This window comes from Candidatus Limnocylindria bacterium (genome assembly GCA_036523395.1).
Lineage (GTDB): Bacteria > Chloroflexota > Limnocylindria > P2-11E > P2-11E > CF-39.
In genome coordinates this window covers 1-16658 of sequence record DATDEH010000016.1, presented here as the reverse complement: position 1 = coordinate 16658, position 16658 = coordinate 1, and the positions used below count along the sequence as shown (strand labels likewise).

Annotated in this window: 16 protein-coding genes; all 16 read left to right on the top strand. The window is 69.2% G+C overall.

The annotated features are described in order from the left end of the window. The first annotated feature begins 12 nt into the window (after positions 1-12). The 16 genes from VI056_02200 (at position 13) to VI056_02125 (ending at position 16462) form a co-directional block, all read left to right on the top strand. Positions 13-372 carry a septum formation initiator family protein gene (locus tag VI056_02200; protein HEY6201832.1) on the top strand — a complete coding sequence of 120 codons (360 nt, stop codon included), beginning with the start codon at positions 13-15 and terminating at the stop codon, positions 370-372. Positions 373-420: 48 nt separating this feature from the next. Then, positions 421-2103, top strand: coding sequence for a penicillin-binding protein 2 (locus VI056_02195; protein HEY6201831.1), 1683 nt, complete (start codon positions 421-423; stop codon positions 2101-2103). Positions 2104-2123: 20 nt separating this feature from the next. Continuing rightward, complete coding sequence (gene murF / locus VI056_02190; GenBank protein ID HEY6201830.1) at positions 2124-3497, top strand: UDP-N-acetylmuramoyl-tripeptide--D-alanyl-D-alanine ligase; 1374 nt, start codon at positions 2124-2126, stop codon at positions 3495-3497. Beyond that, positions 3498-4484: a phospho-N-acetylmuramoyl-pentapeptide-transferase gene (gene mraY / locus VI056_02185; GenBank protein ID HEY6201829.1), complete on the top strand. Its 987-nt coding sequence runs from the start codon at positions 3498-3500 to the stop codon at positions 4482-4484. It begins immediately after the preceding gene. Further along, on the top strand, positions 4481-5257 hold the full coding sequence (locus VI056_02180) for a polyphenol oxidase family protein (GenBank protein HEY6201828.1): 777 nt from the start codon (positions 4481-4483) through the stop codon (positions 5255-5257). The genes mraY and VI056_02180 overlap by 4 nt, the downstream gene beginning before the upstream one ends. Further along, positions 5254-6678, top strand: coding sequence for a UDP-N-acetylmuramoyl-L-alanine--D-glutamate ligase (gene murD, locus VI056_02175; GenBank protein HEY6201827.1), 1425 nt, complete (start codon positions 5254-5256; stop codon positions 6676-6678). The genes VI056_02180 and murD overlap by 4 nt, the downstream gene beginning before the upstream one ends. Before the next feature lie 17 nt (positions 6679-6695). Then, positions 6696-7934 (top strand): putative lipid II flippase FtsW, encoded by a 1239-nt coding sequence (ftsW, locus tag VI056_02170; GenBank protein ID HEY6201826.1) that lies wholly within the window; start codon positions 6696-6698, stop codon positions 7932-7934. Next, positions 7849-8907: a UDP-N-acetylglucosamine--N-acetylmuramyl-(pentapeptide) pyrophosphoryl-undecaprenol N-acetylglucosamine transferase gene (locus tag VI056_02165; protein HEY6201825.1), complete on the top strand. Its 1059-nt coding sequence runs from the start codon at positions 7849-7851 to the stop codon at positions 8905-8907. The genes ftsW and VI056_02165 overlap by 86 nt, the downstream gene beginning before the upstream one ends. Beyond that, positions 8904-10220 carry a UDP-N-acetylmuramate--L-alanine ligase gene (gene murC / locus VI056_02160; protein HEY6201824.1) on the top strand — a complete coding sequence of 439 codons (1317 nt, stop codon included), beginning with the start codon at positions 8904-8906 and terminating at the stop codon, positions 10218-10220. Before VI056_02165 ends, murC begins: the two co-directional genes overlap by 4 nt. Next, a complete protein-coding gene (murB, locus tag VI056_02155) occupies positions 10217-11089 on the top strand; it encodes a UDP-N-acetylmuramate dehydrogenase (protein HEY6201823.1) in 873 nt (290 codons plus the stop codon). The genes murC and murB overlap by 4 nt, the downstream gene beginning before the upstream one ends. Continuing rightward, positions 11086-12168: a D-alanine--D-alanine ligase gene (locus VI056_02150; GenBank protein ID HEY6201822.1), complete on the top strand. Its 1083-nt coding sequence runs from the start codon at positions 11086-11088 to the stop codon at positions 12166-12168. The genes murB and VI056_02150 overlap by 4 nt, the downstream gene beginning before the upstream one ends. Positions 12169-12257: 89 nt before the next feature. Beyond that, positions 12258-12938 carry an FtsQ-type POTRA domain-containing protein gene (locus VI056_02145; protein HEY6201821.1) on the top strand — a complete coding sequence of 227 codons (681 nt, stop codon included), beginning with the start codon at positions 12258-12260 and terminating at the stop codon, positions 12936-12938. A gap of 7 nt (positions 12939-12945) precedes the next feature. After that, positions 12946-13269, top strand: coding sequence for a small basic family protein (locus tag VI056_02140; GenBank protein ID HEY6201820.1), 324 nt, complete (start codon positions 12946-12948; stop codon positions 13267-13269). Between the two features lie 66 nt (positions 13270-13335). After that, on the top strand, positions 13336-14571 hold the full coding sequence (gene ftsA / locus VI056_02135; protein HEY6201819.1) for a cell division protein FtsA: 1236 nt from the start codon (positions 13336-13338) through the stop codon (positions 14569-14571). 134 nt (positions 14572-14705) lie between these two features. Beyond that, entirely contained in the window at positions 14706-15827 is a 1122-nt protein-coding gene (gene ftsZ / locus VI056_02130) for a cell division protein FtsZ (GenBank protein ID HEY6201818.1), read from the top strand. Between the two features lie 110 nt (positions 15828-15937). Next, the gene (locus VI056_02125; GenBank protein HEY6201817.1) at positions 15938-16462 is read left to right on the top strand and encodes a hypothetical protein; all 525 of its coding nucleotides are present in this window, start codon (positions 15938-15940) and stop codon (positions 16460-16462) included. Positions 16463-16658 lie beyond the last annotated feature (196 nt).

The following is a 16658-nucleotide window of genomic DNA, read 5'->3' as shown; positions in this document are numbered from 1 at the left end:
AGGGCGGCGCCGATGCGCCGCCAATTTCCGTCGCGCTCGCGCAGCGCGCACGCGACTCCGCGCCGACGGCACGGGGCCGGCACCACCTGGGAAGTGCGCACGTTCGTCGTCGTCTCGGCGGCGATCTGCGCGGTGTTCCTCTTGACCGTCCTCTATCTCTCCCAGGCGACCACCGTCGCGACGCGCGGCTACGAGGCGCAGCGCCTCGAGCAGCAGCGCGATGAGCTGCGACGGCAGAACGCCCTTCTCGAGGTGGAGAGCGCGCGACTCGATTCCCCCGCACGCATCGAAGCCGAGGCGAGGCGCCTCGGCCTGGTGCGTGCCGCCGCGGTCCAAGTGGTCCAAGCGGAGCCGATCGCCGCCAGGCGCTGACGTCGCGGAGGCGCTGCTGGGGAGCGAGCGCCTCATTACGGAGGAAGAGTGACGGAAGGGATCTCGCGGAGCCGTCTGCGCGTCCTGTTCGCGCTCTTCGCCGTCGCGACGCTCCTGCTTTCGCTGCGCGTCGGGTACTGGCAGACCATTGGCCGGGCCGCTCTGCTCGAAGGCGCAACGGATCAGGTGCGCAGTGAGCTCGTGGTAGAGGCGCAGCGCGGGGTGATCCGCGACCGAAGCGGTCAGGTCCTCGCCACGACCGTCGACCTCCGTTCCCTGTACGCCATACCGAAACGGATCCCCGATCACGCCGTCGCGGCGGCGAAGCTCGCGCCTGTCCTGGCGACTCCCGCAGCGACGATCCGCGCCGCGCTGGACTCGGGCGCCGAATGGCTCTACCTGAAACGGCGTCTGCCCGAGCCGGTCGCGCGCGCGGTCGAGGCTCTTGCGATCCCCGGTCTGGGTTTCGAGCCCGAGCCGAAGCGCCTTTATCCGAATGACGCGCTGGCCGCTCACGTCCTGGGTTTCGTGAACGACGAGGGCGTCGGCCAGTACGGTGTCGAGGGCGCGTACGACAAGGTGCTACGCGGCGTCCCAGGCCGGCTCGTCGTCGAACGTGACGGGAAGGATCGCGAGCTCGCGCTCGGTCTCCGGACCGCCGTGCCGCCGAAGAACGGCGCGGATCTCGTCCTCACGATCGACGTCGTCGTGCAGACCGCGGCCGAGCAGGCGCTCCGACGCGCGGTCGAACGCGAGAAGGCTCCGGGCGGCTCGATCATCGTCCTGGACCCACGCGACGGGGCGATCCTCGCGCTCGCGTCCTGGCCGACCTTCGATCCAGCACGCGTCGCGGTCGCAGATCCTTTGTCACTGCAAGACCGCGCGGTGTCATGGACGTTCGAGCCGGGATCGACGATGAAGGCGGTCACGATCGCGGCTGGGATCGACAAGGGAGTCGTGACGCCGACGACGACCTACGAAGACAAGGGCTGCATGGTCATCGGTGGACGGCGGCTGTGCAACGCGCAGGGCAAGGTCTATGGGACGACGACCGTCACGCAGATCCTCGAGCGCTCCGCGAACGCGGGCGCGGTGTTCGTCGCGTCCAAGCTTGGCCAGGAGCCGCTGTACCAGTACCTGCGCGCTTTCGGGTTCGGAGACGCAACCGGCATCGATCTGGCCGCCGAGGCCTCGGGTGCGGTACGTCCACTGGCGGAGTGGTATCCCGTGGATGTCGGCACGGTCGCGTACGGTCAGGGCATCGCCGTGACCCCGCTGCAGCTCGCGATGGCGTATGCGGCGATCGCGAACGGCGGCACGCTGTACCGGCCGCACGTGGTGGCGGCGACGCGCGATGCGGATGGGGAGCACCGCACCGCGCCGGTCGCCATCCGCAGCCCGATCGGTGCCGACACCGCCGACACGCTGCGCACGATGCTCGTGTCCACGGTCGATCGTGGCATCGCGCATGGAGCGAGCTTGCCTGGCTACAGCGTCGGCGGGAAGACGGGCACCGCGCAGATCCCCAGCGACGACGGCCGGTACGTCGACGATGCCTACATCTCGTCGTTCGCGGGCTTCGTCCCAGCGAGCGATCCTCGCTTTGCCGTCGTCGTCGTGCTCGAGCGGCCCCAGACGAAGCTGCTCGGGACCGTCACGGCGATGGATGCGTTCCATGATCTCGCTCTTGACGTGCTCCGTAACGCGCGCGTGCAGCCGGACCGGCCCTGATCGCTCGCTACCATTCGCTGGTGTTCACACTTGAACAATTACTAACGGCGACGGGCGGGCGTGTGATCCAGGGCACGCCGCGCGCAGACGAGCGGTTCGTCGGCGGTGCGTTCGATTCCCGGATCGTTCAGCCAGGTGAGGTGTTCTTCGCGCTCCGCGATCAACGGGACGGCCACGAGTTCGTGGCCGACGCATTTGCGCGAGGTGCGCGCGCGGCGGTCGTCGATCGCGCGGTTCCCACTCCCGACGATGCGCTGCTCATCGAGGTCTCGCAGCCGCTCCACGCGCTGCGCCGCCTGGCCGAGGCCCTGCGCGATGCGCATCCGATCCCGGCTGTCGGCATCACCGGGAACGTCGGCAAGACCACGACGAAGGAAGCGACCGCGGCAGCGCTCGGCGCGCGGTTCCGCGTGCTGCGGACCGCGGCATCGTTCAACAACGAGATCGGAGTTCCGCTGACGTTCTTGCGCCTCGAGCCGACACACGAGGTCGCCGTGATAGAGCTCGGCTTCTACGTCCCGGGCGAGATCGCGGATCTCTGCCGGCTCGTACGTCCGCGCATCGGGATCATCACGGAGATCCCCGCCATCCCCGTCCACTTCGCGCGCACACCGAATGTCGAGGCGATCGCCGCGGGAAAGGCGGAGCTCATCGAGTCACTGCCCGACGATGGGATCGCGTTGCTCAACGCCGACAGCCCGCGTGTCCGGGCGCTCGCGCCACGGACGCGCGCTCGCGTCGTGCTTTTTGGCGAGAGCGATGACGCGCAGCTCCGGGCCACGGACATCCGAGCCGAAGGCCTCGCCGGACTGCGCTTCACGGCGCAGTACGAGGGCGAGCGTGTCCCCGTTGCGCTGCCGATCCCCGGTCGGCAGCTCGTCCCTGCGGCACTCGCGGCGCTCGGAGCGGCTCACACCCTGGGTGTGCCCCTCGACGAGGCAGCGCTCACGCTGGGGACGCTGGAGCAGCCCGCGCATCGCATGGAGGTGCGCCGCGGCCCCGGCGTGACGGTCATCGACGACAGCTACAACGCGAGTCCCGCGGCCGTGGAGGCCGCGCTCGCGGTCCTTCGCGACGTGCCCGGACGGCGGATCGCGGTGCTCGGCGACATGCTCGAGCTCGGATCCTTCTCGGCGGACGCGCACGAAGCGCTCGGCCGCGATGCCGCGCGCAGCACGGACGTCCTCATCGGTATCGGTGAGCTGGCGCGCACCGCCGTCGATGCGGCGCGCGCGGCCGGCTTAGCGGAGGCGTACTGGGCGAGCGAGCCGGGCGAGGCGCTCGTCGTCCTGCGACGGATGCAGCAGCAGGGCGACACGATCCTGGTGAAGGGCTCGCACTCGCTCGCGCTCGACCGGTTGGCCGACACGCTCGTGCGACCGGTCGCGGTCTAGGTGGAGATCCTCGCTCTTGGAGTGCTGCTCTCGGCGTTCCTTCTCGGCCTCGTGCTCGGCGCGCCGTACATCCGCGCGCTGCGGCGGCTCCGGATCGGACAGAACATCCGGCCCGAGGGTCCGCAGTCGCATTACGTCAAGCAGGGCATCCCGACGATGGGCGGCGCTCTCTTCATCGGCGTCACGAGCGTCCTGTGGCTGTTCGTGTTGGTACTGCTGCCGCAGGTCCAGCGCGACGTCTTCATCCCGCAGACGATCGTGCCGATCGGAACGCTCATCGCCGTCGGTCTGCTCGGCGCCATCGACGACCTCGTCAACGTGCGTTATGGCTTCGGCATCCGCGGTCGCCACAAGCTCGTCTGGCAGCTCATCGTCGGTCTCGTCGCGGCGATCTACATCCAACGCCACTTCGGCATCACCGGTGTGTACGTCCCGCTCGTCGGTGAGTGGGAGATCGGCGGCGCGCTGTTCGTGGCGCTCGCGCTCTTCACCATCGTCGCGATGTCGAACGGCGTGAACCTGACCGATGGGATGGACGGCCTCGCCGGCGGGACCGCGGTATTCGCGTTCCTGTCCGTCGCTTTCATCGCCGCCTCCATCAATTTCCCGTGGCTCACGGTCTTCTGCGCCGCGATGGTCGGCGCGATCCTCGCGTTCCTCTGGTTCAACGTGCACCCGGCGGAAGTGATCATGGGCGACACCGGTGCGCTCGCGCTCGGTGCGACGCTCGCCACGATCGCGCTGACCACCGGGTTCGTGCTCCTACTGCCTGTTCTAGGGATCATCTTCGTCGCCGAGACCGTCTCGGTGATGATCCAGGTCGGCAGCTTCAAGCTCCGCGGCAAGCGCATCTTCCGCATGTCGCCGCTGCACAACCACTTCGAGCTCATCGGCTGGGCCGAGGAGAAGGTGACCATCCGCTTCTGGCTCATCGGTGCGGTCGCGGGGATCGCGGCGGCGGTCCTCGCGTATGCGACGCCGAAGTGAGCCGCGCCGATCGGAGCGCCGCGCGTGCGCCGAAGAAGACCTGGCGCGGGACCTGGGTCGAGCGTGATGCGATGCTCTGGTCGCCGCTGCTGGGCTCGCTCGGCCTGGTCGCCGGCTTCACCACGCGGGCGCAGGGGAGCATGGCCGGGTCGCGCCATCCGCTCGAGGAGCAGGCGCGCAATCGCGCGGCGCTCGCGCGGACGCTCGGCTTCGACGGCATCAAACGCGTCAGGCAGGTGCACGGTAGTGACGTCGTGCGCGTCGACGCTCCAGCGGAACCGTGGCCGACCGCCGACGCGATGTGGAGCGACCGACCCGGCCTGCTCCTCGGCGTCGCGGCGGCCGACTGCGTGCCGGTGCTCGTCGCCGATCCGGAGGGACCGATCGGCGCCGCCCACGCCGGCTGGCAGGGCACGACCCTGCGTGTCGCCGAGGCGCTCGTTGAGGCCATGGTCGCCGGAGGCGCCGTCCGCGAACGGCTCGTCGCGTCGCTGGGCCCGGCGATCGGTCCGTGCTGCTATGTGATCGATATGGAGCGCGCGACGACTGTGAACGAGCGCATCGGCGAAAGCTGCCTCCGGAGGGTCGGCGACCGGATCGTGATGGACCTGTGGGCGGCGAATACCGCGCAGCTCCGATCGGTGGGCGTGACGCGCATCGAGATGTCCGGCGTGTGCACGCTCTCGGGTGGTGCGGATCTCTGGTCGTACCGCGGTCGCGGTCCCGATGGGATGTACGGCACCCAGCTCGGATTCATCGGGAGGCCGGCGTGAGCCTCCTGTTCGACGCCGACGTCCGACGCGAGGACTTCCGCGACAGGCGCGTCACGATCGTCGGGCTCGGCAAGGGGCGCACCGCGTCGGGACTCGCGCGCTTCCTCGTGTCGTCCGGTGCGCACGTGACGATCACCGACGCGAAATCGCGTGAGCAGCTCGCGGAGGGCATCGGGCGTGTCGGCGACACGCCGGTCGAGCTCGTGCTCGGGCCATCGAGCGACGACGCAGCGCTCGCCGACGCGGAGTTCGTGTTCGTGATCAACGGCGTTCGCCCGCGCTCGGCGACGATCCTTCGCGCGCTCCAGCGGCGGATCCCGGTGTTGACGGAGATCAGCCTGTTCTTCCGGCTATGCCCGGCGACGATCGTCGGTGTCACGGGCACGAAGGGGAAGACCACGACGACGACACTGATCGGCCGCATCCTGTCGCGCGGTACGCGGCGCGTGGTCGTCGGCGGGAACATCGGGCGTGCGATCATCCAGGAGCTCGACACCTTGACACGCGACGACATCGTCGTGCTCGAGCTCTCCTCGTTCCAGCTCGAAACGCTCGGGCGCAGTCCGCACGTCGCCGTGGTCACCAACATCGGCGAAGACCACCTCGACCATCACGGCACGCGCGAGAACTACATCGCCGCCAAACGCAACATCGTCGCCTGGCAGGGCGCGGGCGACATCGCGGTGCTCAATCTCGACGATCCGACCACGACGGCCATACACACCGGCGCCGCGTCGATGGTCCGCGGCTTCTCGCTCACGATGCATCCGCGTCACGGTGGTTTTCTCGAATCGGACGGGCGGCTCGTGTTGACGGATGGCGACCGGCGTACGCCGATCGTGTCGGCGCGCGAGCTCCGCATCCCGGGCCGTCACAACATCGCCAACGCGCTCGCCGCCGCGATCGTCGGTGACATCTTTGACATACCGCCTGACGTCATCGGCGCGGAGCTTCGTGCGTTCGAGGGGGTGGCACGGCGTCTCGAGACGGTCGCCGAAAGCGACGGCATCCTCTGGGTGAACGACTCGGCCTCGACCACCCCCGACGCGACGATCAAAGCGCTCGAGGCGTTCGAACGACCCGCGGTCGTGATCCTCGGCGGTGTCGGAAAGGGCGCCGACTTCGGCGAGCTCGCGCGCGCGGTCACCAAACGCGCCCGCGCCGCGGTGCTCATCGGAGCCGCCGCGGATGAGATCGCGAGCGCTCTCGATGCCGCCGGTGCTGCGCGAGCTGGGTTCCCGGTGGAGCGCGCTCGCACGCTCGAAGACGCGGTCACCGCCGCGCGCAGGCTGGCGCGCTCCGGCGACGTCGTCCTGCTATCTCCGGCATGTGCGTCGTTCGACATGTTCTCCTCCGCCGATGAGCGTGGCGACCGCTTCACGGCGCTGGTGCGGTCGTTCGCGGAACCGGTGCGCTCGTGAGGCTGCGCCTACCTGGTATGCCACGCACGACGTCGTACGACCTCGTCCTCCTCGTCGTGGTCCTCGCGCTCACCCTGATGGGGATCGCGATGGTCTACAGCGCGAGCGGGATCAAGGCCCTCGACGCGCTCGACGATCCGCGCTACTTCCTCGGCTGGCAGTCGCTGTGGGCGACGCTCGGCCTGGTCGGCATGCTCGTGGCGGCGCGCGTCGACTATCACCGCTACCGCGTGCTCGCCCTTCCGCTCCTCGCCGTCGCCATCCTGCTGCTGAGCGCCGTCCTCGTGCCCGGCGTCGGGACGACCGTCAACGGAGCCGCGCGCTGGCTGCGCGCCGGGCCGGTCGGCATCCAGCCGGCGGAGTTCGCCAAGCTCGCGCTCATCCTCTATCTCGCCTTCTGGCTCGGCGCGCGGCGCGATCGGATCGAACGCAGCGGAACAGCGGTCGGCTTCGTGCTCGTCACGGGCATCATCGGCGTGCTCGTCTTCGCCGAGCCGGATCTCGGCACCGCGATCGTCATCGGCGCGGTCGCACTCGCGATGTACTTCGTCGCCGGCGCGCGCCTCTGGATGTTCGCCGCGCTGGCGATGCTCTCCGGCGTCCTCGCTCTCGCGGGTGCGCTCGCGCATCCGGAGCGGGTCGAGCGGCTCATGACGTTCATCGATCCGTGGAAGGATCCGCGCGACGCGGGCTACCAGGCGATCCAGGCTCTGTACGGTCTCGCGCTTGGCGGCCTGTCTGGCGAGGGACTTGGCGCCGGCCGTGAGAAGTTCGGCTTCCTCCCGTTCCCGTACACCGACTCGATCTTCGCGATCCTTGGCGATGAGCTCGGTCTCATCGGAACGCTCGCGGTGATCATGCTGTTCCTCGTCTTCGCGTATCGCGGCGTGCGCATCGCGCTGCGTGCGCCCGATGCGATGGGCGCGCTCGTCGCGACGGGCATCACGACGTGGCTGGTGTTCCAGGCGTGGGTGAACATGGCCGTCGTCGCGAGCCTCATCCCGATGACGGGGATCACGCTTCCGTTCATCTCGTATGGCGGATCGTCACTCTGCGTCGGGCTCATCGCGGTCGGTATCCTCCTCAATGTTGGACGGCAGGCCGCGCCGGCGTCAGCGACCGTGTCGCGTGCTCCTCGTCGGCGGCGGGACGGGCGGGCACGTCAGCCCGCTGCTCGCGATCGCGGAGGCGCTACGCGAGATCGATCCGGACGTGGGATTCCTCTTCCTCGGTGGGCGTCGCGGCAAAGAAGCTGAGCTCGTGCCGGCCGCGGGCATCCCGTTCCACGCGACACCGATGCCGTCGCTGCGAGACCCGGACTCGCGCCTCGCGTTCCTGCGCACGCTCGTCAGCGTGCCGCTCGCGTTCTTCGACGCGCTCGTTCAACTGGCGCGATTTCGTCCCGACGTGTGCTGCACGACCGGCGGCATCGTCGCGATCCCGGTGACGCTGGCCGCGCGTCTCACGCTTGTGCCGGTCTATCTCTGGGATGGCAACGCGCTGCCGGGCCGCGCGACGCGGCTGCTCGCGTCGTTCTGCTCGCGCATCGGCGTTTCGTACGAGCAGGCGCGCCGCTCGCTGCCGCGAGGGCGCACCGTCCTCGCCGGCACACCGATCCGCGCGTCGCTGCTGAAGTGGACGCGCGAGAGAGGCCGCGAGACGTTCGCGGTCCCGGCGGACGCGATGCTCGTCGTCGTCAGCGGGGGAAGCCAGGGATCCGAGAGGATCAACGACGCCCTGTGGTCCGCGCTCGGCCGCATCCTCCGGCGCGCATACGTGCTCCACATCACGGGGGAGAAGCACGGAGCGCGCGCCGACGCGCGCCGCGCGAATCTCGCCGCGGAGGTGCGGGATCGCTACATCGTGCGTGCGTTCCTGGGGGACGAGATGGGCGGGGCGCTCGCCGCGGCGGATCTGGTCATCGGCCGCGCGGGCGCGTCGTCGATCGCCGAGCCCCTGGCGTTCGGCAGACCGCTCCTGCTCGTGCCATTCGGCGCCGCGATGGAGGGCCACCAGGATGCGAACGCGCGCGCGATGGTCGAGACGGGCGCGGCGATCAGCATGCGCGAGGGCGAGCTGGACGGTGACCGTTTCACGGCGCAGGTGAGTGGGCTGATCGACAACCCGGATCGCCTGCGCCGGATGGCGAACGCGGCCCGCGCGGCGGGTCGCCCTCACGCCGCGCAGGAGATCGCACGAGAGCTCCTCGCGCTTGGGAAGTGCGGTTGAGGATCCACATCGTCGGCATCGGCGGCGCGGGGATGTCGGCGATCGGAAAGCTGCTCCTCGCGGGCGGTCACGCCGTGACCGGCTCGGACAGCGGTCGCTGGCCGCTGTCGGAGGCCCTGGCGCGGCAGGGTGCCGCGGTCCACGAGCGCTTCGCGGCCGAGAACGTGCCGGGTACCGACCTCGTGTTGCGCTCAAGCGCCTATAAGGAGGACAACGTCGAGGTAGCCGAGGCGCTGAGGCGGGGCATACCGGTCTGGAAGCGCGAGGACGCCTGGCGTTTCCTCGCGAAAGGCAAGCGCGTCATCGCGGTCGCGGGAACCCACGGCAAATCGACCACGACGGCCCTCGTCTGGGCGGCCCTGCGGGCGGGGGACGTCGATGCCTCCCTCATCTGCGGTGCCGTTTTGCGAGGTCTCGGGTCCAACGCCCATGCCGGCACCAGCGACGTTCTCGTGATCGAGGCCGATGAATACGACAACACCTTTCACGCACTCCAGCCGCTCATCGCGGTCGTGACGACGGTCGATCACGACCATGTCGACATGTTCCCGACCCGCGAGTCGTACCGCGATGCCTTCCGCGTCTTCGTCCGCGGCATCGAGGCGCGCGGAACACTCGTGACCTGCATCGACGACGAAGGCGCACGCGAGCTTGCGGAGTACACGGCGACCGAGCTTGGCCGTGAAGTTCTCACCTACGGATTCGGCGAACAGGCGAACCTGCCGATCACGCGCGACACCGACAAGGTCTACACGCTCGGCGACACGCACATCAGCCTGCAGATCCCCGGTCAGCACAACGCGCTGAACGCGGCCGGCGCGGTCCTCGCGGCCCACACCCTCGGCGTCACCAGGTCCGCCGCCGCGCTCGGCGTGTCGGAGTTCTCCGGGGTCGAACGACGGCTCGAGCCCCTTGGCACGGCCGGCGGGGTCCGGGTCTTCGACGACTACGCCCACCACCCTGCCGAGATCGCGGTCGGGCTGAACGCGTTCGAGAACGCGGTCGTCGTGTTCCAACCACACACGCCCAGCCGGCTGGCGAAGTTCTTCGACGAGTTCGCCGCGGTGCTTCGTCGCGCTCGCGCGGTCGTGATCGTCGAGACCTTCTCATCCGCCCGCGAGCGACCCGAAGAGAGCTCGCGCGCGATGGCGCTCGCGGAGGCGGTCGACGGCCGATACGCCCGCAATGGCGAAGAGGCGGCGCACATCGTCGCCGAGCTCGTGGCGCCGGGCGATACCGTCCTCGTGATGGGCGCGGGGGACGTGAGGCCTGTCGGAGAACGGCTACTCGAGCTGCTGCGGACACCGGTGTGAAGCTTCTTCCGTTCGGTGTGCGCGACGAGCCGATGCGCAAGCACACCTCGCTGCACATCGGTGGGCCGGCCGATTACTTCGTGCGCGTCACGACCGAGCGCGACCTCGTGGGCGCGATCGCCGTCGCGCGTGAGCACGAGCTTCCGGTGACGATGCTCGGCGGCGGCACGAACATGCTCGTCTCGGACCGCGGCGTGCGGGGTGTCGTGCTGCAGAACGACTGGAGCGAGACGTCGGTCGACGGTACGACGATCACCGCCGCGTCCGGCACACCGCTGGCATCGGTGGCCGCTGCTGCGGCACGGAACGGCATCGTCGGGCTTGAGTGGATGGCCACGGTGCCCGGGACCGTCGGCGGTGCCGTTCATGGAAATGCCGGTGCCTTCGGTAGTGAGACGAAGGACGTGCTCGTCGACGTGACCCTCATGGATCTGAACGGCGACAGCTGGACGGAGACGGCGGCCGAGCTCGGATTCGCGTACCGGACGTCGAAGCTTCAAAAGACGCCGATCGTCGTGGCGCGTGCACGCTTCCGCGGATCGCCCGGCGATCGCGCGGCCGCGGTGAAGCGCATCAAAGAGATCGCCAACGAGCGGATCGCCAAGCAGCCCCTCGCGCAGCCGAACACGGGCTCGATCTTCCGCAATCCGCCGGGCGACCACGCCGGCCGTTTGATCGAAGCCGCGGGGCTCAAGGGCGCGACCATCGGCGGGGCCATGGTCAGCACGAAGCACGCGAACTTCATCGTCAACGTCGGCGACGCGAGCGCGATGGATGTCTGGCAGCTCATGCAGCGCTGCCAGCGAGAGGTGAAGGAGAAGTTCGGCGTGGATCTCGTGCCCGAGGTCGAGCTGGTGGGGGAGTGGTGAAGAAGATCCGCGTCGGCATCCTCACTGGTGGGGCATCCGCCGAGCGCGATATCTCTCTTGCTGCCGGATCGCAGATAGCCGCCAGCCTTCCGGCGGATCGTTTCGAAACGGTGCTCCTCGACCCGCTTGCGCTGATGGTCCGCAACCCAGCGCTGACCCAACACCAGCGTGATCAGGCTCGCGCGCTGTTGGATGGTGGCGTGATCCAACGACCCCGCGCGTTACCGAAAGGTCTCGAACAGCAGATCGAGAGCGCTGAGCGATCGCTCGTGCCGGCAACGACCGCGATGTCGAACGCGGGCGGCCCGGTCGACGTGGTCCTGCTGTCCGTCTACGGAACGTGGGGCGAGGACGGTCGGATCCAGGGCCTGCTCGACACGATCGGCATCCCGTACACAGGGTCGGGCGTGCTGGCCTCTGCTCTCGCGATGGATAAGGTCATGGCCAAGCGCGTCCTCGCATCGGAGGGTCTCGATGTCCCGCGGGGCGTCGTCGTGACCTCGGCTTCTGGCGCGGACCTCACCAGCGCGCGATCCGTTGGCCTTCCCGTGTTCGTGAAGCCGGTCGCGAGCGGTTCGAGCGTCGGCGCGGCGATCGTCACGTCCGCCGAGCAGCTCGCGCCGGCGATCGTCGAGGCGCTGAAGTATGACGAGCGCGCACTTGTCGAGGAGCTTGTCGGCGGAACGGAGCTGACCGTCGCGGTGATCGGCAACGACGAGCTCGTGCCGCTGCCGGTCATCGAGATCGTCACCAAGCGCGAGTTCTTCGACTACACCGCGAAGTACAGCACCGGTGAGAGCGAGGAGATCGTTCCCGCGCGCATCCCCGACGACGTCGCGCGCCGCGCGCAGGACATCGCCGTCCGCGCGCACAAGGCTCTGGGCTGTCGAGGGATGTCTCGCACCGACCTCATGTGGGCCGGCGATCGCATGGTCACCCTCGAGGTGAACACGATCCCGGGCATGACCGCGAACAGCCTGCTGCCAAAGGCGGCGCGCGCCGCCGGCATCCAGTTCGGCGACCTCCTCGCGCGCTTCGTCGACTGGGCCCTCGAGGACGCGCGCCGGCGCGCGCGCTGAGTACTCGCTCCCGACGCACCACCCGCAAACCCGCCCGCCGCCGCCGGCCCGCGTTCCGCATCAAGGATCCGGGGCGCGCGCTCGCCGCGGTGATCGCGATCGCCTGCGCCGCCGCGCTGCTCGTCGTGAGCCTCGCTGATCTCGCGCGCGTCGAGGAGGTCGTCGTGGTCGGCGCGAAGCACGTGTCGCGCGACGCCGCGCGGTCGCAAAGCGGGCTGGACGGGGCGCCGACGTTCCGCGCCAGCGCGGCGGACGCTCGCGCCCAGCTGCGAACGCTGCCCGCGGTGCGCGACGCGCGGGTCGAGATCCTGTTGCCCTCCGCCGCGCGCATCACGCTGGTCGAGCGCGAGGCGGTCGGCCGCTGGGTCGCAAGCGACAACGTGGAGTGGTTCATCGACGCCCGTGGCGTGCTGTTCCCCTCGATCGATCGGACGGGTGCGCCCGACCTGCGGGTGTTCGACGAGCGCGGTCCGCGGAGCGCGGGCGAGCTCATCGACCCACCCGCCCTCGTCGAGGCCGCGCTGCGCCTCGCGGCGCTCGCGCCAGGCGAACTGCGAACCGATGCGACGGACCTGCGGGTCGTGATGACGGCGGGCGCGAACGGCCTTGTGCTCCGCACCGGCGCGAAGTGGGAGATCCGATTCGGGGGCGCCGATCGCTTCGACGAGAAGCTGTCCCTCGCGAAGCGCTTCCTCAGGGACAACCCGACGCGGCGCTTAGACTACGTCGACGTGCGCAGCCCCGACCGCATCGTCTTCAGCCCGAATTAGCGCTTAGGTGTGGCTTCCGCTCCTCGGATTGGTCGCCGGGGTGCTGCTCGGACTCGCGCTCCGCTTCAACCTCCCGATCGAGTGGGCGCGCTACACCGCTGTCGGCATCCTGGCGGCCCTCGACTCGCTCCTGGGTGCCTTCCGCGCGGAGCTCGAAGGGCACTTCGACACCCGCATCTTCCTCTCGGGCTTCTACACGAACGCGCTGCTCGCGGCCGCGCTCACGTTCCTGGGCGACAGGCTGGGTATCGACCTCTATCTCGTGGCCCTGTTCGCCTTCGGCTGGCGGATCTTCCAGAACGTCGCTGTAATCAGGCGGCATTTCCTTTAATCTCGGGCGGGCGGTCACGCGGACGCGGGCGGGGAGCAGAAGGAGAGTCAAGGAAGGCGGACGCCCGTGACTGACCAGACCGTGCTCGTCGCGATCGACATCGGCACCACCAAGGTCTGCGTGCTCATCGGCGAGGTGGGCGGTCGCAGCGGTGGGGTCGACGTCATCGGCATCGGGCAAGCGCCCTCGGATGGCCTCCGCAAGGGCGTCGTCATCGACATCGACCGCACCGTGCAGTCGGTGGCCGCCGCCGTGGACGCGGCCGAGCGCCTCTCGGGACTCAAGGTGCGGTCCGCGTTCGTGGGGATCTCCGGGATGCATGTCGGCTCCCAGAACTCGCGCGGGATGATCGCGGTGTCGGGCCGCCAGCACGACGTGACGCGGGAGGACACCCTGCGGGCGATCGAGGCGGCCCGCGCGGTGTCGATCCCAAACACGCGTGAGATCCTCCACGTCATCCCGCGTGGCTACGTCGTCGATGGGCAGGAAGGCGTGCGCGACCCGATCGGGATGAGCGCCGTCCGTCTCGAGGTCGAGGCGCACATCGTCACGGCGTCGTCCTCGAGCGTCACGAACCTCACCAAGTGCGTTCAGAAGGCCGGTGTCGAGATCGACGAGCTGGTCCTGACACCGCTCGCGACGGCCGAGGTCGTCCTCACCGACGAGGAGAAAGAGCTCGGCGTCGTCCTCTGCGACATCGGCGGCGACACGACCGACGTCGCGGTCTTCCAGGACGGCTCGATCCGTCACTGCGCGACCATCCAGATGGGCGCACGAAGCGTCACGAGCGACCTCGGGCTCCTCCTCCGGGTCACGCCCGACGTGGCGGAGAGCCTCAAGATCAAGCAGGGGACGGCCCTGCCACTGGAGGTCGATCCCGACGAGGTCATGCAGATCACGTCGATCGGCGAAGAGGTGCCGCGGCCGATCACGCGCCGGCATATGGCCCAGATCATCGAGGCACGGACGGCGGAGCTGTTCGACCACGTCGCCCGGGAGATCGAGGCGGCCGGGGCCACCAACCGGCTCCAGGCCGGTGTCGTGCTCACGGGGGGCGGCTCGCTCCTCACCGGCATCGCCCGGGCCGCGCGCGACCAGCTCGGCATGGCCGCGCGAGTGATGGCGCCGGACGGGCTGGGCGGTCTGACCGACTCGATCTCGTCGCCGCCCTACTCCGCGGCCTCGGGACTCCTTGTCTGGGGTGCGAAGAACTGGTCCGCGGACGAAGACCGCGTCGCTTCCCGTTCTCTCGACGGTGTGGGCGGCCGCCTCTCGCGACTTTTCCGCTCGCTCATGCCGTGAACATCGTGGTGATCGGGCCCTAACGCTCGACCTGGTGCTGCGTTCGGGTATAGAGTCAGGTCAACAACTTAAGAACTCCGTGCTGGGGCCGTCAGGGGAGGGGCAGCAGCAGGGAACTGGTTTGGAGTGTGCCCATGCCCCTCCGGAGCGACATCGAGAATTTCGCTCTCATAAAGGTCGTCGGTGTTGGCGGCGGCGGTTCGAACGCCGTAAATCGCATGATCCGCGCGGAGCTCATGGGCGTCGAGTTCATCGCGGTGAACACCGACGCTCAGGCGCTGCTCCTCTCGGACGCACCACACAAGATCCGCATCGGCGACAAGGTCACCAAGGGCCTTGGCGCCGGCGCCGATCCCAGTATTGGGCGCAAAGCCGCCGAGGACGACAGCGAGAAGCTGTACGAGGCGCTCAAGGAAGCCGACATGATCTTCGTCACCGCCGGTATGGGTGGCGGAACGGGGACCGGCGGCGCTCCGGTCATCGCCGAGATCGCCAAGGACATCGGCGCGCTCACCGTGGCCGTGGTCACGAAGCCGTTCGCCTTCGAGGGCGCGAAGCGGCGACTGCTGGCCGAGCAGGGGATCGCGGATCTCGTCGACAAGGTCGACACGCTCATCACGATCCCGAACGACCGTCTGCTGCAGGTCGTCGAGAAGCGCACCAGCATGGTCGACGCGTTCCGCATCGTCGACGACGTTCTGCGCCAAGGCGTACAGGGGATCAGCGACCTCATCACGGTGCCCGGTCTGATCAACCTCGACTTCGCGGACGTGAAGACGATCATGACCAACGCCGGATCCGCGCTCATGGGCATCGGCCACGGCACCGGAGAGACGCGTGCTGCGGACGCCGCGCGACAGGCGATCCAGTCGCCGCTGCTCGAGCAATCGATCGACGGCGCGCGCGGCGTGCTGTTCACCATCACGGGCGGACCGGACCTCGCGCTCTTCGAGGTCAACGAGGCGGCCGAGATCATCCACGCCGCTGCCGACCCCGAGGCGAACATCATCTTCGGCGCCGTGATCGACGACCGCATGGGCCAGGACGTGAAGATCAGCGTGATCGCGACTGGCTTCGACCAACAGCGGCCGCTCAAGCGGATCGAACAGCCGATGTACAAGCGGCAGGTCGAGCAGCGTGCCGCCGAGCGTCCGATGGCCGCCGTCGCACCGGCGCCGACCGTGACGAAGGTCCACGAGGAGAAGAAATTCGACCCGAACGACCTCGAGGTGCCGAGCTTCCTCCGCCGCCGCTGACCAGGCGCCCGGGGTCTCCGGGCCAGCGCAGCTTGGCATGACCTCTGCACCCCCGCCGTGTCAAAACGCACTCGGCGGGGGTGTTCCTTTGTCCGGTGATCCTTGGCGCGATGGCCGCGGTCGTCGCGACCGTGCTCTTCGGGCTCATCGGCACCGCGATCGGTGCGCACAAGGCTGGGGCCGAGGGCCGCATCACCTCGTGGAGCGGCGTCGGCTTCGCAGGGCTCGCATTCGCGGTGATCTCATCGTTCTTCGCGTTCGTCATCGGCGCTTGGGCGGCTGTGCGCGTCGCGGGCATCCGGCGCGCGGAACCCGCCATCCTGACCGGCGCGACCAGCTGGGTGGTCGCAGTGTTCGTGATGTTCATCGTCGCCGGGCTCTCCGGCGCCATCTTCAACGGCTGGTACACAAGCCTCGCGCCGACGCCGGCCGTCCCAGCGGTGCCCGGCTCGCCGGTGGACCCGAGTGTCGCCATCGTTGCCCGAAACGGCGCGCTCGCAGCGGCAGCCGCGCTCCTCATGGGCCTGATGGGCCCCGTGGTCGGGGCCTGGATGGCCAGTGGTGAGCCGATGACCGTCGGCAGTTACCGCGTGCGGGTCGAGCCGCTCCGCGGCGACCGAACCACGCGCATCTGATAGAGGAGGCGAGCGATGATCCTGATCCTGCTCTGGCTGCTCGGCGCGCCGCTCCTGCTCATCGTTCTCTTGTTCCTGCTCGGGGTCGGCCACTAAGTCGATCCCTTCAGGCGTATCGATGGCGCGGGACAAGGACCCCGGCGCCGACCTCCGACGTCGGTCACCGGGGCCGCCGCGCGCTCGGTACTAGATTTTG

What these genes read in the sequence shown, in the direction of transcription:
- ftsZ (HEY6201818.1), top strand. Translation starts at nt 14,706, where the DNA reads ATGCCCCTCCGGAGCGACATCGAGAATTTCGCTCTCATAAAGGTCGTC.
- ftsW (HEY6201826.1), top strand. Translation starts at nt 6,696, where the DNA reads ATGCCACGCACGACGTCGTACGACCTCGTCCTCCTCGTCGTGGTCCTC.
- VI056_02125 (HEY6201817.1), top strand. Translation starts at nt 15,938, where the DNA reads ATGGCCGCGGTCGTCGCGACCGTGCTCTTCGGGCTCATCGGCACCGCG.
- VI056_02200 (HEY6201832.1), top strand. Translation starts at nt 13, where the DNA reads ATGCGCCGCCAATTTCCGTCGCGCTCGCGCAGCGCGCACGCGACTCCG.